The following is a 16,307-nucleotide window of genomic DNA, read 5'->3' as shown; positions in this document are numbered from 1 at the left end:
TTTGCGCATTCTGCTTTTAGCTTTTGTATATTAACCGCCTTCTAAAATATTCATGAATAATAAACCTGATAGTCACCGTCCTGCAAAAAATCGCAAAGTTGTAATTGTTGGTTCGATTGTTTTGGTCATAACCGTTTTGGTAGTTTATTCAATATGGCATTTCTCTGAAAACAAACAGGATAATGCCGGTACAGATCTACGTACTGATTACCCGATGGCAACCCTTCAAAGCATTGCCAGGGGTAAGATACTATCACAACAATACTGCCGTTCGTGCCATATGCTGCCCGACCCAGCCTTGCTTAACAGGTTTAAATGGAAAAATGTATTCCCACAAATGGGTTTACGTATGGGCATTAAAGCCCACAGAGGTGAGTCATACATAGGGACAATCAAAGGCGATGATTTGATAGTGCCCGACAAACCTGTATTAAATGAGGAGCAATGGCAGGATATTATCGATTATTACATGAACACTTCCCCTATCGCCTTACCTGCACAAAACAGGCCGGTAGCCATTAAACGGGAGCTCCCATTTTTTAACATTCAAAAACCGATTCAATCATTTGACGGGAAGCAGGTACTGGGCTGCTATGTAAAAATTGACAATAGCGTTAAACCCGCCCGGATCTTTATCGCTAACGGGCAAACAAAAAAACTTTATCTTTTATCAGCCCAATTAAACGTCATCGATTCGGTGTCCACAACGGGGCCTGTGGTAGATTTACTTTTTGATCATGGCAATACCATGATCTGCACCATAGGTAATGAATTAGGTGCCAACAGTGATAAACTGGGGGCTATAACCCCATTAACCATTTCCGCCGAAGGCAAAATGCAATTAGCATCTCAGCCTATATTCAATAAGCTTGGGCGCCCGGTTCAAATACTGGCGGCCGATTTAAATAACGACAACAAAACCGACTATGTTATTTGTGAATTTGGGAGTATAACGGGCGAGCTTTGTTGGATGGAAAATTTGGGTACCGGCGCTTTTACCAAGCATGTAATAAGTAATTTACCCGGAGCCATAAAAGCATATATTGATTATAAGGATAAAAAATTACCCGGCCTGTACGTGCTTTTTGCACAGGGCGAAGAAGGGATTTTCTATTTCGAAAACAAAGGGAGCGGCAAATTTGATTCAAAGGAAATTTTAAGGTTCCCGCCGATTTATGGGTCTTCCTATTTTGAAATGGTTGACATGAACCATGACGGGTATAAAGATATCGTTTACACCTGCGGCGATAATGGAAATGCGACATTGGTATTAAAGCCTTACCACGGAGTTTACATTTTTTTAAACGATGGAAAAGACAATTACAAACAGCGATATTTTTACCCTATAAACGGCTGCTATAAAGCTATCGCTAAAGATTTTGATGGTGACGGGAATATTGATCTTGCAACCATCAGTCTTTTTACCGACGCAAAGCAACCCGAAGAAGGTTTTGTATATCTAAAGAACACCGGCAGCTTAAACTTTGTACCATATGCCTTTCCTGCCCATACAAAGTTTGAACGCGCGGTAACTCTTGATGCCGGTGATATAAACGCAGATGGAAAGCCCGATCTGCTGATCGGAAATGCCTATTTTGATTTCGGCCCGTTCAAATACAATATCAGCGAGCCACTTTTCTACGTTTTGAAAAACGCTTCGAAATGAAAGAACAACTGAATTTTCAATTCAAATAGAACAGGTTTATTTGAATGGTACTATAGTTGTTTTTCAAACACCATGTATATATTATTGCTGCCCACATAAGTAAAGCCTAACCTTTTACAAATATTTATAGCTTTTATGTTTTCTGTATTTACTTCGGTGCGGCACTTTTTAAATCCCTTCATTGTTAAATCTTTTAATGCAAATTCAACAAGCCTTCGGCCATACCCCATCCGTTTTGTTGAAGGATCAATGATCAGCATGGAGATAAACCCAACTTTATTTTCATAGTCGTTGGCATAATAGGCCAAAAAACCCTGTAAAGCATCCTGTGCCATAATAGTTATGATACATGCTTTTTCAATAAGCTTATCAATGTAACCATCCAAATCAACTACCTCAAACAACCCGCTTTCATCGTTAATCATCAGGTTCATTAAATCATAAATTTTCGATTTTAGGTAAGAGCCCTGTTCAATCATAATTGGTTTAAAATTTATTTCACTTAATTAAAATCGGTTATATCAGCCAGGTATGCGGCAAGTAACAGAGCGGATTAATACGTACTAACCCTTTATCGATGCCGATATTAAAAGTGACTGATATTTAGATTACAGAACCAAATTATAGGTATGTTTTTAAAGAAACAACAAGAGTGAAATAATGGTACTAAATTGTATATGACTGCACATAGCGTTTACACCATTTGTAAACCGGTTTTATAGCTGTTGTCGATAGTAATATACTTAGGTGATCACCGGTAACATTAAGACCTATTTATAATTACCCGGCTTAAAAACAACGCTCGTCAATCTCTTCCATGTTGTCATCGGGCTCAAAATGGAAAACGAGTTCCGTCAACCGGATTTCATCTGGCAATAGCTATCCAGCCAGATTTGGGTGGCGAGCCGTCTTTCAGATTGATAACATAATAGTAGGTACCCGTAGGTACTGGATTCCCGCTTAACCGGCCATCCCACTGTTGGCCATACCCCCTGGACGAAAACACCTTTGCTCCCCAGCGGTTGAATACGTTCACGGTACAATTTGGATAATATTCAATATACTTTATTGCCCATGTATCATTCATGCCATCGCCATTGGGTGTAAAGGTATTAAAGACAATCACTCCTGACGGTGTTATGGTGAGTATTCCCGTGATATAGGTAAAACTATAATTAGGCGATTCCGCGCCACCTGTAAAGGAAATGGCGTATTCCCCAGCGACCGATGCCGGCGTCGCCATTGTCCCTACCTCTGGTTTCTTCACAAGATTCGATTCATTTTCGTTATTTACAAAACCATTGTACGTGATAGTGAGCAAAGGATTTTCCGAATGTAAAGCGCGGGTTTTGTTATCTGCAGTAACGATTATTGGGGCTGGGGTAACAATACTGTTTGGCATGGACAAATTGTTCACCGCACCACTGGTATTTAGTGCGATATTCCCCGCATAATTGCCGGCGAAAGTGGTTTTCGCCAGTCTGATATAAACGGGGGTAGCGGTAAGTGTACCGGAACCACCTATAGTAACCGTATTTTGAAAATTGACGCCATCGGCACTCACTTCAAAACCTGCCGGTGGAGTAATTATTACACCCGATAAAAGATTATTCCCCAATATACTGAAACTGCCTGAAGCAGATGCTGAACCATAAGTGGTATTAAGAGGCGACAGGTTGCCTGTAAATGTAATAACCGGCACCAGGGTAGGATTAACAGTAATTTTAAGAACAACCGGGCTTCCGGTACATGAACCGTTTGATGGCACCACTGTTATAGTAGCCGTAATTGGATTTGTTGTATTGTTGATGGCCGTGAAAGGTGGTATATCACCTGTGCCACCGGCTTGTAAGCCTATGCCCGGCGTGTCATTGGTCCATGTATAAAGAGCAGTAGCCGGGCCATCAAAGTTTATAGCTGTTGTAACCGAGCCGTTGTTGAAGATTAAAGGTAATACCGGATTGACTGTTGGCAACGCCTTAATTGTGCCAGATACATTAACTGTTTTACCGGGCGCCCCTGCCGATGATATCGTAACACTCCCCGAATTATTACCTACCGGAGCCGAAGCCGACGAACGGACGTAAATGTTGGTACTGTTTACTTTTCCTGCTGTTTGAGCAAGCGTAAGCGTATTGGTATACCCTACGCTCTGGCTAACCGAGATTTCAAAATTTGCAGGTGCTGTTATCTGAACTGAGCTTGCAAGACCGCTGCCGGTCACTGAAAACTGCTGAATATCCGGGCTGACAGATGATACACCCAGACATGCTGTTATACTACCACTTGTCGCCCCTACCGTTAAAGAAGGCGGGGTTGGGTTAATATAAATTTTAAAAGTGATGGAATTACCGACGCATGTTACATCCGATGGCACAACGGTTATGGTTGCGGCAAGTGCAGTTTGTCCGTTATTGATAGCTGTAAACGATGGTATATCGCCGCTTCCTCCGGAAGGTAACCCAATAGCTGGATTATCGTTTGTCCACATATAGGTGTTTGCTGTACCAGTGAAGTTTATGGGTATAGTAGTGACCCCGTTATCAAAAGTTCGGGAGGATAGCGCGTTGACGGTGGGCAGGGCGGTTACCTCGCCGCCGACGGGTACCTTTTGATCCGTAACCTCCGCAGAGGATAATATAATATCACCTAAAATATGCCCCACGGGAGCTGTGGAGGCTGATCTGACATAAATATTAGTATTATTAACCCCACCGGAGGTTTGTGTAAGGATCAATGTGCTGGCATATCCTGCTTGGGGATTGAATGACACTTCAAAGTTTCCAGTCGCTTTTATTTGAACATCGCCGCTCAGGTTAGTCCCTGCAACAGTAAACTGCTGAATATTTGGACTGGCTGACGGCAATCCCTGGCATGCTGTGATGGTGCCGGTTACAGAGCTGCTTGTTAATGCCGGGATGGTTGGATTGACGTTAATTTTGAAGGTAATGGAATTGCCGGTGCATGATGTACTTGATGGTATAACGGTAACAGTAGCTGTAAGTACAGTTAATCCGTTATTGACAGCGACAAACGACGGTATATCGCCGCTGCCAGCAGAAGGCAGGCCAATAGCGGAATTGTCATTTGTCCATGCGTATGTTGCAGCGTTGCCCGTAAAATGTATTAGCGTTGTGTTATCTCCATCGGTAAAAGTTTGGGTAGACAGCGCGTCGACGAACGGCTGGGCTTCTACCACGCCGCTTACAGGGATATTTTGATTAGCGATCCCGGCAGATAATAACATGATGTCACCCGAAATATAGCCCACGGGCGCTGTGGCAGTTGATCTAATGTAAATGTCAGTACTGTTAACTTTTCCCGCGATTTGCGTAAGTGTTAATGTGCCGGCATATCCAGTGTTTAGATTAAACGATACTTCAAAATTTGCAGGCGCTGTTATTTGAACGTCGCCGGTTAGGTTAGTACCTGCAACAGTAAAATGCTGGATATTTGGACTGGTTGATGGCGAACCCTGACAAGCGGTAATATTACCGGTTACAGGGCTGCTTGTTAAAGTCGGAATAGTTGGATTGACATTGATTTTGAAGGTCATGGAATTACCCTCACATGAAGCATCCGAAGGTGCCACGGTTATAGTTGCGGTAACTACAGCCTGACTATTATTAACGGGTGTAAACGAAGGCATATCGCCGCTTCCGCCGGCGGGCAAACCGATAGAAGGATTATCACTTGTCCATATGTAGGTAGTTGCCGTACCTGTAAAATGTACAGCAGTAGTAGTTGCGCCGTTGTCAAAATTTTGATCGCCTATTTGATTAGCGACGGGCAAGGCATGAATTAACCCGCTCACGGTAACTTTTTTATCCGTTAGCCCAGCGGAACTGAGTACCACATCGCCCAAAATATTACCCGCAGTAGCTGATGCTGCCGAACGGACATAAACTACCTGACCGGCTACCGTACCACCGGTTTGCGCGATAATTACAGAACTTGCAAAGCCGGTGTTTTCGCTAAGTGATACTTCGAATTTAGCAGGGGCAGTAACCGTGATATCGTCTGATAGGTTACTGCCGGAGACGTTGAAATGTTGTGTATTTGTTGATGATGAACCGATGCATGCTGAGATGGTGCCCGTTACACCGCTGGCTGTAATAACCGAAACCCCGTTTACCGTTATAGTAAATTTAGCCGGCGTACCGGTACATCCTGTGCCGGGTACAAAAAAGTTTCCAAAACTTTTAGTTAACTGCCCTGTAACGCTGATGTTGCTTACTGAATTAGTAGCGGTGCTGATAACACTTACATTGTTCGAGCCTTCATTAGCCACATATACATACTTCCCGTCGGGAGTTATGGATACACCAGAAGGGCGGTTGCCCACAGGTATCGTAGCTATCACTTTATTGATTTCAGCATCTATCACCATTACGTTGTTGCTAAGCATATTGGAAATATACACCCTTTTACCATCCGGACTAACGCAAACGCCGGTGGATACGTCACCGATTGGGATATTGGCTATTACCAACTTTGATTTCACATCTATCACTTTAAGCAAACCGTTGTATTGCGCACTGGTAGCATATACACGGCTATTATCCGGGCTCACCGCAACACCAGTAGGACCAAAATTCACCTTGATGGGTGTTATTTGATGAGTTTTGGCATCAACGGCAATTACCGCATTTTCCCCTGTACATCCCACGTAAACAGCCAAACCATCGGGGCTCGCTGCTATTCCATAAGGACCCCACCCTACATAAAAAGGCGGCTCGGCCGTGGCCGTAGCTACGTCGATAACAGTAACAGTAAAAGCGTTTTCGTTGACTACATACACCTTTTTTCCATCCGGGCTAAAACAGATCCCTATGGGAACCGAAATATTATTAACAGTTGATACTACCTTATGGGTAGTTGTATTAATAAATTTAACTGCATTCGCTGCGATATCAGTAACAGCAACCAGGGTACCATCGGCGCTTACAGCTACACCAACGGATTGCCCTCCGGTATTTATAGTTCCTGTTTGTTTATTATTATCAGCATTAACCAGGATCATATTATTAACTCCGGTAAGATATAAATATCCATCAGACGAAGGTGTAACCGTTATATTGGCCTTCACCGGTGGGACACCCGTATTTACTGCGGTAAAGGATGGAATATCGCCGGTGCCACTCGCGGCGAGCCCGATGGAGGGGTTATCATTGGTCCAGGTGTAGGTGTTAGCGGTGCCGGTAAATTTAATATCGGCTGTTATCTCACCGTTATTATACACGGGGTTGTCGGCAGCATCTGCGGTGGGCAAGTCGTTGACCACACCTTTTACTGCCACGGTCTTACTTGCCGCGCCGGCGGTGCTTAAAACTACATTACCTGAAAGGTTAGCCGGAGTACCCGATGCTTTAGCGCGAACGTAAATTACTTTATTGGTTACAGCTCCACCGGTTGGTGTGATATCTAAAACATCGGCAAAACCAGTAGTTTTGCTGAACGAGATCTCTAACCCTGCCGGAGATGTAGCTTTTATGTTACCTGATAAATTATTACCTGATACAGTAAATTGCTGAAAACTTGTTGACGGGGCACCTATACAAGTGGTGATAAGGCCACCAACAGCGCCAGGTGTAATAGCGGTAGGCGAAGGGTTAACCGTGATCTTAAAATCAGTTGGGTTACTTAAGCAGGTATTTTCGCCGGGCGTTATGAAATTACCTATAGCATAAGGGAATATGCCGCAGGGTATAGTTACAGCTACTGTATAATCCGATGTATTGATGACCGACAATGTACCGGAATCGGCATTGGCAACATAAACATATTTTCCGTCGGGTGTAATGGCTATTCCTCTGGGAGATTTCCCGACAGGCAATGTAGTCATAACCGAGTTGTCGATGGCGTTGATCACTGTAACGGTCCCGCCAGATTGATTGGTAACATAAATCCGGCTGCCATCAGGGCTTATGGCAATTCCTTCGGCATCGGCTGCGAGATCGATCGTTGCAGAAAGGGTGTTGGTAGCAACATCTATCACGTAAACTGTATTAGCATAGCTTCCGGTAAAGTATATCTTCTTTCCGTCCGGGCTTGTAGCAGCATAGTGCGCCCCCCGGGCCGGAATATTAATGCTTTCGGCGTTGTTACCCGTATCATAAACCCGAATATCATCATTAGCAGTATTAGTAGCATAAATCCATTTTCCATCATCGCTTAAAGCGATTCCGGCACCGCCCGAAGGGAATGTAAGCGCTGTTAATACAGCATCATTTGCAACATCTATCACAGTACATTCACCGGTTTCACCGGCAATGTAAGCCCTTGTTCCGTCCTTGCTGAATATCAAAGCCGTGGGATTGTCAAAAATCGATATATCCTTGGCCTGATTGGTTTGCGTATTGATAATGGAAAGACTTGCGCCCGAAACATTTGCGACGTAAACTTTTTTCCCATCCGGGCTTACCTCAACAAAACCCGGGTTGGCACCTACAGGTATCGTACTAATAATTTTATTGGTTACCGTATTAACTGCCAACACGGTGTTCGAGCCGTAATCAGGAACATAAGCAATATTAGCCTTCCGGGATGTGGCACTTATATGCGCAATCACAGGGCTCGATCCGGTGTTTACCGCTGTAAAAGGAGCTATGTTATCGCTCCCGCTTACGGCAAGGCCAATTCCCGGCCTATCATTTGTCCAATAAAAAGTGTTGCCGGTACCTGTAAAATTTATCGGCGTACTAAGATCACCATTCGTAAAAATCAGATCTGATATGGGATCGACCGTCGGCATCGCATATATCACACCTCTTACGGCTACTTTTTTGGTTTCGCCCCCCGCAGTAGTCAGTGTTACAACTCCCGACAGATTAGCCGGCGTACCTGCAGCGGAAGCGCGAACATACACAGCCCTGGAAGTTACCGAACTGCCTTTGGCGACGATAAAAAACGTATTGGTAAAACCGCCGGCGGGGTTAACCGAAACCTCAAAACCTGCAGGCGCAATAACAGTAATATTGTCTGTCAGGTTACTGCCCGAAACAGTAAACTGCTGGGTACTTACGGATGGAGAGCCAACGCATGCTGAGATTACACCGACTGCGGCGTTAACATCAATATCAGGCGCGGCGGCAGTTGGTTTTACTTTTTTTACATATCTTGTAGTTTCTGTTTTAAGGGTGGTGCGAAAAACTTTTTTATTGTTCGGCCCGGTAAACGGCGACAGTAAAAATGTGCCATTTTCTGCATCATTATCAGAAGTAGCATTACTTGCCCGGCTATAATTACTTTCGGCAAAAAAAGTTACAGTCATATTGCGTTGGCTATGACGAGATATTTGGCCAACTTGCTCAATTGCCCACTTTGTTGGAACAAAAAGAACAGAGACGATACTCAATAAAAGTAAAGGTTTACGCATGCTAAAGTTAGGTAAAAAAACATGTTTTAACCGCCGAAGCTATTTGAGTATGAAGTTATTACTTTAATTGCAAAATATAAAAAACTTATTATTTAAAGGGTATTTTGGAGTAGTGGCACAACGAGGGGTGCTTACCGCTGGTCAAATCTCTATGTCCTATATTATTTGAGTGTGCTACGCTAAACAGCGGCATTCAGTTTTAAACAAGGTGTTTAAACAAGCCTTACGTTAAAAGACAAAGGATTAGAACAACCCAGTTCAGTCGTTAATTTGAACATAACTACTTATTGCAGTTTTAATGGGCCTTCCCGACGAAACTTCTTCTGCATCACAAAGACTCCGCAAAAATAAACATCTGGTATAAACTTATTCGTATAGCTAATTCGACCTTACCTGGATAAACTCTTTTTGATAGTTTAAAGGACTTTTACCAGTAATAAGTTTAAAGTACTTATGAAAATTTGTAAAATTATTAAAGCCACTTTCGTAGCACAGCTGCTTTAGGGGCAGTTTATTTTCTATGAGCAACTTGCAGGCCTGGCCAACCCTGATCTCCAGTAAAAATTTAGAATAGGTTTTGCTCGTGCGTGATTTAAAATAACGGCAAAAAGAATTTGGACTGATCCCAACCAAATCGGCAAGCTCATCCATATGTATTTTATTTTTGAAGTTTGCTAATGAGTATTCATAAATAGCATTGATACAATCATTTTGCGATTTCTCAACATTGGGATTAAATCCTATTGATGACAAACAACCAGACTGATCACATTCGGCAATTGCATTTAAGGCTTCCATCAACAAAATTATCTTTTTTGAACCTCCGGCAGTAAGCATCATCTCCATAATTTTAGCAATGGTCTTTTTTGTTTTACCGGTAATCTGAATTCCTCGCCTCGCTTTTTCTATGGTAGTTTTAATCAGTTTATTTTCCGGAAGCTGTAAGAATCCGTTGCCCCAAAAATTTTCACTGAAATGAGCTACGCGGATATCAACGCATGCATTATCATTATCCTGCGAAAAATACATATCATCAAACCGCCAGTAATGTGGCAGGTAAGATCCTACCATTACAATATCCCCGGCATTAAACTGCCGGATATTATCGCCGATAAACTGTGTCCCACTGCCCTTTTTAAAGTGGATTAGCTCTATTTCGGGGTGATAATGCCACCGGTTATTAATGCAGGGAAGAAGGTCTTGCCTCACGCTAAAGGATTGGGCAGGGCCTGCTGATACTTTCAGTAAATGTGGCTTCATTCAACTTGGTTTATTGGTTAAATTAATTATATATAAAATCATTGCTCAAGGATAGCTATGTCAGCGAAACTTACATCCTCATCTCTGATATACGCCGGGCTTTTTAAGCTCCGGTACACTCCCCATTTAGGCCTGCAAAATGACGTACCTGTTCGCCACAGATCAATATTGGTATTAGTATAGCTAAGCAGCACCTTGTTATCCGCAACTCGTTTAATCTCCACATTGTAAGTCCCCTGACTGTCATAATTCAGCTTTTCGGTCACCTCTACCCAGTTACCTTTAAAATCGGCCAGGTTAACCCGGGTTAAAACCCCTTGCGAAGTCCCCTTTGTCGAACCTGTATGAATTATTTCAAACTTATCCGGTTCGCCAAACCGGGGTGTAAAAGTTATGATTGGAGCTCCTGCATCTCCATCTCCCGCTTTTATCTGGTGGATATGGGTAAATGTTGGTTGCGCTTTAAAGTCGCTATCAATTTTAAACTTCCATTTATAAATCACAGTTTCGCCATGCTCGCCCTTCAATTTAGCGGCTGAAGGTCCATAGGTTTTGATCTCTACCCGCTCCCTGTCGAAATTCCGGCAGCGGTCATTATCTTCCTTAGCGTGGCTATGAAAAACAAAAACGTATTCATTTAACTGCTTATCAAAAGCTTCAGTAATATGTTTAACATGGTGTACGCAATCAGGCACCTCACAGGCATCCCCACCTAATACACGTGATATTTGCTGATAAGCATCCTCGCTTCCATCTGTTTTAAAACAACCTGCGCTTTAAGCAGGTTGTTCGCAAACAGCAATATCATCATTAAAAATGCCCGACTTTTAAAAACCATGGTTAATTTCCGTTTCATTTTTTAATCAAGCGCTCCTGTTTTCATCTTATCAGTTGGATTAACAGCCTGCCCGCCCATCGCTCCTTTTACCTCTACTTTAATTACTGTAGCAATATTATCAGTTGCTTTATCAGGGACATTAATAACAAGGCCATCACCGGATGATGCGGTTTTTAATGCTGTATTTCCGGCCAGCATTTTGGCGCTTATTATCACTTCATTTTTTAAGCCGGGGATGAGCAGTTTCCCATCTGCAGGCCAGTTAAATACCGAAAAGTAAAGGATAGTATTTTTACCGTTTGGCTTAAGCGTACAACGGCCCCAGCTTAGGGGTTGAAGCGGACTGGCTTTGGTAGCATATATCGCTTCGCTGTTCACCTTCATCCACTCACCCATTTTTTTCAAGGTGGTGATACTTTCCTGCGGAAATTCACCTTCGGCATTGGGGCCGACATTTAACAGGTAATTACCTCCTTTTGATGCAATATCAATGAGGTTATGAATTAATGTTTCGGGAGTTTTCCATTTATGGTCGTAGCTTTTATAACCCCAGGTGCCATTCATGGTCATACAGGTTTCCCAATCTTTTCCGTCAAGTTCGCTTAGGTTGGGTATTTTTTGTTCGGGGGTTTTGTAATCGCCGGCGAAATTAGGGCGCTTAAGCCGGTCATTACTGATAATGTTGGGCTGTAATTTTAACAGGTCGTGCAATTTTTGTGCAAACTCATCGGTCATGTTAGTTGGGGTATCCCACCAAATTACGGCCACTTCTCCATAATTGGTTAACAGCTCTTTTACCTGCGGAACAGCTACGCGATCAATATAATCGGCCATTGTTGCCGAAGTTTGTGCAGGGTCCCAATGACCGGTATTTTCTTTGGTATAAGCATCTATTTTGGCCGAATCGGGGTTTGGCCAGCCCTCACTGCTCACCTTGCGCGCTGCCGCGCCACCGGGATTGTTCCAGTCTTGTGCCTGCGAATAATAAAACCCAAGTTTAATACCGTATTTTTTACATGCAGCAGCCAGCGGCTTCAAAACATCCTTACCGTAAGGTGTGGCATCAGCAATATTCCACTTGCTGGCATTTGATTTAAACATGGCAAAACCGTCATGGTGTTTGGCTGTTATTACAATATATTTCATCCCAGCTTCTTTGGCCAGTTTTACCCAGGCATCGGGATCATATTTTACCGGGTTAAATTTTTTGGCGAACTCCTGGTACTCGGCCACCGGGATCTTGCCCCTGTTCATAATCCATTCGCCGCCACGCCCTACCTCATATCCTTTATACATGCCTGCCAGGCCTGCATAATCACCCCAATGTATAAACATGCCGAAACGGGCTTCGCGCCACCATTTCATGCGTTCATCGCGGGATAGCTCTTTTTGAGCAAAAACATTGTGTACAACAAAAATGAATAGCCAACAAGCTATAAAAAGTTTTTTCATAAGGATGTATTTTCAGCAGAAACTATATCTGCTATGGTTTATAATAATGTTTGTTAGCAAGCTAATTGGTTATGTACAGCAGTATGCTGCTCTTGTATGATAATACAAGTACCGTAGGGTTTGGTACTATAACCATGTGTAATAATTTACGAAAACGTTGTAGTTGCTATTATATCTTATTAGCTGGGTCCCCTTTGACCAGGTACAGCCCAAAATTGCTTATGGCCACGTTCATTTTGGCCTTAAGCACCGTTAGTTTCACCTTCCAGGCTATGGTTTCCGGAAATTTCACTACCAGGTTTTTTCCTATGGAGGTTCCATGAGCTAATAACCTCCAGTCACTGTCCAGCTGCGCCTCAACTTTATACGCTTCGACATGCCCGCCCAGAGTCTCGCTTAATTGCAGAGTATTCATATTTACCGGCCCTTCCATATCAATTTCAAGGGTCGCGTTTGTTACGCCATCAGCAGTACTCCAGTAAGTATTGTTGTTACCGTCTACAGCTTTCTCTCCGCCAAATTCGCGGGTACTACCTTTTACCTTACTGGTATTTATCGGCCGGGCAAAGGCCAGGTTTAAACCCAGTATTTTATCGCGGTCTGTTTTTACAGGCGTCGCTTTTACCAATTTGTTGGGGAACATTTTTTTACTGTTAGCAGTATAACCTATGTTTTTTATCCCCCGCATACCTACCCGCTCAGTTAGTTGGGCCAGGTAAAGGCTCTGGATCTCAACCGGTGAACCATGCGAATCAAAGTTACCTTCCGGCAAAACAGGGTTACTGTCAAATAAACGTGCAGTTTGTTCCCGCTTGCCCATACAGCCAATAGACCAGTTTACCGCTCCCGGCGGATTTTGAATAACATATGTTTTAGCTATGCAATTCCAGGCTACGGCCCATCCCATTGTCCAGCCATGGCCCGAACCTGCAATACCGCGGTTCATGAAATCAATGCCGCCATCCGGTACTGTACAGTTATCAACCAGCAACCCGGTAGCCCAGCGCTGATGGGGTTGGATGCGGCTGCCAATACCCTTGAAAGTACAGTTGAGTAAAACATTAGGGCCCGGAATTAATGAGGATGTCCATACGAAATACATATTGCCCCCGGTAATTTCACACCTGTCAATCAGGTTTTGACTGCCTTCCAAACTAAAATCTGTTGGTTTGGATGCGCCAAGATTAGCATAGGTATGTTTCACGATAACTTTTTCCATTGTGATCCTGTTGCCGGCGAGTACGGTGGTATTCATCGTTTCCTCGCAATAGACATCTTTAAGCCAGCAATCATCACCGCCAACGCGTACACCCGCGTAGGGCGCTTGCCCGTAATCAATTTCGAGCGGAGGGCATTGGATATGGATGTTTTCTACCCCAACCTGCGCAACGCGTGCGGCAGGGATTACTTTTGCAACCACAGTGCCTGGTGGGTTTAAAAATTTGGTATCATAAGAATCGGCCAACGGAAGGTCCAATGTAAGTTTATTACCTTCAATTGCGGTGATCTTTCTTTTTGTGATACCATAAGCACCGGCTTTAATCCAGGTTTGCTTTTTCCCGTCGCGATACATATTATCCATCCCCATAAAATGCACCCAGGCTTCTGTTACAGGCCGGTTGATATCAATGATATCGCCAACCGAAAATCCAGATGCATCTGCCACAGTAAAAGATCTGCTGCCCGATGGCACGTAAGTATCCGTAATTAATGTTGTGGCAGCGCTAACTGTATTACTATCTGTTTTTTCGGTTCGTCCTAATGCCACTTTGGTATTACCCCGGCCAATTACAACAGCTGTATGCGGACCGCCAACCATTTTAATAGTGGTCCCCCCTGCCCCGCTGCCACTGCCCCGCAGTACTATGCCACTTTCTGAAAGAATAACGGGGCCTGCACAAGTAAACGTACCCGGGGCAAGTTCCACGGTTCCCCTGAAACCGCTTTTTAAGGGCATTGCGGCCACTTCATCAATTGCGTTTTGAATGAGCCGGGTATCATCACTTGTGCCGGAAGGTTTTACCACACGTTTTACCGGTACAACAGGCAATGCTACGCCACCACCCATATATCCGGCGTGTGAAAAATCCATGATCCTATCGCCGGTTGGTGTAGTTTTATAAACCAGCTTACCATCATTGTCCCGGTACACCCACTCACTTTTCCCTTTTTGTGCAGATACAATGCCGGTTACCAGCAAGCTTAATAAGAGTGTCGTAATTTTTTTCATACGTTTTATTTAGCGTTACAACCAACATCGGCAGGATTAAGCACATGAGCCTTAACAGGCGAGCCGACCAGCTCATCGGCACCAATATCAAGCGGTGAAGTACGGGGTTGGCCATCCATGTCAAACTTAACATCAGGATATGAACCAATAGCATGATCAATCGCTGGACTGCCCGGCTGAAGATGATAAATACCTGCTGAGTTTTTAGCCAGTTTAGGATCAACCATTGTATAACTGACTGTTGGTATATCGCCTGCATCCTTTACATTAAACAAAATATTGCCTGCCCATTGTGCATTAGGATAAGGCCCGGCAATGGTAGCTGCAGGTCCTCCGCCCTCTATGATATTATTTGCCACCGTTATTGAAGTGGCGCCCATCCCATTTTTACGGGCTGTTTGTATGATGTTTTCTTTGTTGTTAACCAGTGTATTGAAGGCAATCAACACGCGGTCGGGCCGGTCATGAGATGTTAGCTGGGCACCATCGGCTACTTCACCGTCGCCATTGCCGATTACGATGGCCGAACTGCAATTTTCAAAATAGTTGCTATAGATCAGATGGTCGTCTCCAAAGATTCTTAGCCCGGGTGTATCGAAGAAATAATTGCCATAAACCAGGCTTTTATTACCATGCCGCAGCGTAAACTGCGCCGGGCAATCACGAATGGTATTATACCGGAGTGTTACTGCCGATGCTTTAACCGAGATTAATTCATTTTCGCCCTCGCATTTTTCAAACAAATTATATTCAACAATGCTGTTGCTTGATGACAAACTAAATCCGCTTAAGCCAAATTGAAGCGCTTCGGCACCGTTTTTACCCCCCTGGCTTGCCTGGTTATTAAAATAATTGTGGTGGATGTGTAATCTTTCGGCAATTTGCTTATCCTGGCCACGGATAGCGATAAACCTGCCCATAGCATTCTTATTTTGAAAGGTGTTATGATCAACTTCGTGGTCGCTGCCGGCAATGGTTAAATCCTCTCCATCGCCTGGGGTTTCAAAAATATTTTGAGTGAAGCGGCAAAAGCTGGTGCCTGCACCTGTTTTTGCTCTTGATGCTGCATGCGTAAATTTAAATCCCCTGATAACAATATATGCTGCCGGGCCCACTAAACTAAAACCTCCTTTCCCGGTAATTTCTGCAGCCCCCGGATGTTGGGCAGCTATAGTAATATTTTTCCCCGGCAGGCCTTTTTCATTAATAATAATATCTTCGGTGGTTGCATACACGCCATTAACCAATAGTATAACGTCTCCCGGCCTGGCCTGGTTGATGGCCTTTTGCAGGTCGGCAATAGACGAAACCATAACCGTCCCCGCCAAAAGCGTTTTTGACGACAGTAATAACAGGGCAACAAGTACAACAACCAATCCCGCCATTCCTGCTTTTATATAACTTTGAAAGTGTTTCTTATACATTATTACAAGTTTTTTATGATGATTAAAGAATACAATACCACTAACATCGCTTTATTTTC

Annotated in this window: 9 protein-coding genes; 1 reads left to right on the top strand and 8 read right to left on the bottom strand. The window is 43.6% G+C overall.

Annotated elements, in window-relative coordinates; genetic code table 11:
• Nucleotides 1-52 precede the first annotated feature (52 nt).
• The gene (locus MusilaSJ_RS27190; RefSeq protein WP_274987882.1) at nt 53-1,666 is read left to right on the top strand and encodes an FG-GAP repeat domain-containing protein; all 1,614 of its coding nucleotides are present in this window, start codon (nt 53-55) and stop codon (nt 1,664-1,666) included.
• Between the two features lie 50 nt (nt 1,667-1,716).
• Here MusilaSJ_RS27190 and MusilaSJ_RS27185 read toward each other — a convergent pair whose 3' ends face one another.
• From MusilaSJ_RS27185 to MusilaSJ_RS27150, 8 genes are all read right to left on the bottom strand, one after another.
• Complete coding sequence (locus MusilaSJ_RS27185; RefSeq protein ID WP_274987881.1) at nt 1,717-2,145, bottom strand: GNAT family N-acetyltransferase; 429 nt, start codon at nt 2,143-2,145, stop codon at nt 1,717-1,719.
• Nucleotides 2,146-2,531: 386 nt separating this feature from the next.
• The gene (locus MusilaSJ_RS27180; RefSeq protein WP_274987880.1) at nt 2,532-8,939 is read right to left on the bottom strand and encodes a T9SS type B sorting domain-containing protein; all 6,408 of its coding nucleotides are present in this window, start codon (nt 8,937-8,939) and stop codon (nt 2,532-2,534) included.
• A gap of 483 nt (nt 8,940-9,422) precedes the next feature.
• Nucleotides 9,423-10,304 (bottom strand): AraC family transcriptional regulator, encoded by an 882-nt coding sequence (locus MusilaSJ_RS27175; protein WP_274987879.1) that lies wholly within the window; start codon nt 10,302-10,304, stop codon nt 9,423-9,425.
• A 38-nt stretch (nt 10,305-10,342) separates the two neighbouring features.
• Complete coding sequence (locus tag MusilaSJ_RS27170) at nt 10,343-10,999, bottom strand: polysaccharide lyase family protein (RefSeq protein WP_274987878.1); 657 nt, start codon at nt 10,997-10,999, stop codon at nt 10,343-10,345.
• Between the two features lie 17 nt (nt 11,000-11,016).
• A complete protein-coding gene (locus tag MusilaSJ_RS27165) occupies nt 11,017-11,160 on the bottom strand; it encodes a hypothetical protein (protein ID WP_274987877.1) in 144 nt (47 codons plus the stop codon).
• 3 nt (nt 11,161-11,163) lie between these two features.
• A complete protein-coding gene (locus tag MusilaSJ_RS27160; protein WP_274987876.1) occupies nt 11,164-12,594 on the bottom strand; it encodes an alpha-L-fucosidase in 1,431 nt (476 codons plus the stop codon).
• 169 nt (nt 12,595-12,763) lie between these two features.
• Complete coding sequence (locus MusilaSJ_RS27155) at nt 12,764-14,824, bottom strand: discoidin domain-containing protein (RefSeq protein ID WP_274987875.1); 2,061 nt, start codon at nt 14,822-14,824, stop codon at nt 12,764-12,766.
• Nucleotides 14,825-14,829: 5 nt separating this feature from the next.
• Nucleotides 14,830-16,248: a polysaccharide lyase 6 family protein gene (locus MusilaSJ_RS27150; RefSeq protein WP_274987874.1), complete on the bottom strand. Its 1,419-nt coding sequence runs from the start codon at nt 16,246-16,248 to the stop codon at nt 14,830-14,832.
• Between the last annotated feature and the right edge of the window lie 59 nt (nt 16,249-16,307).

It is taken from the genome of Mucilaginibacter sp. SJ (genome assembly GCF_028993635.1).
Lineage (GTDB): Bacteria > Bacteroidota > Bacteroidia > Sphingobacteriales > Sphingobacteriaceae > Mucilaginibacter.
Note: the sequence above shows the minus strand (reverse complement) of the source record. Positions and strands in the feature narration are given on the sequence as shown.

Excerpts from the sequence above, each read along its gene's own strand:
- MusilaSJ_RS27175 (WP_274987879.1), bottom strand. The coding sequence starts at position 10,304 with ATGAAGCCACATTTACTGAAAGTATCAGCAGGCCCTGCCCAATCCTTT.
- MusilaSJ_RS27165 (WP_274987877.1), bottom strand. The coding sequence starts at position 11,160 with ATGAAACGGAAATTAACCATGGTTTTTAAAAGTCGGGCATTTTTAATG.
- MusilaSJ_RS27150 (WP_274987874.1), bottom strand. The coding sequence starts at position 16,248 with ATGTATAAGAAACACTTTCAAAGTTATATAAAAGCAGGAATGGCGGGA.
- MusilaSJ_RS27155 (WP_274987875.1), bottom strand. The coding sequence starts at position 14,824 with ATGAAAAAAATTACGACACTCTTATTAAGCTTGCTGGTAACCGGCATT.
- MusilaSJ_RS27185 (WP_274987881.1), bottom strand. The coding sequence starts at position 2,145 with ATGATTGAACAGGGCTCTTACCTAAAATCGAAAATTTATGATTTAATG.
- MusilaSJ_RS27160 (WP_274987876.1), bottom strand. The coding sequence starts at position 12,594 with ATGAAAAAACTTTTTATAGCTTGTTGGCTATTCATTTTTGTTGTACAC.
- MusilaSJ_RS27180 (WP_274987880.1), bottom strand. The coding sequence starts at position 8,939 with ATGACTGTAACTTTTTTTGCCGAAAGTAATTATAGCCGGGCAAGTAAT.
- MusilaSJ_RS27190 (WP_274987882.1), top strand. The coding sequence starts at position 53 with ATGAATAATAAACCTGATAGTCACCGTCCTGCAAAAAATCGCAAAGTT.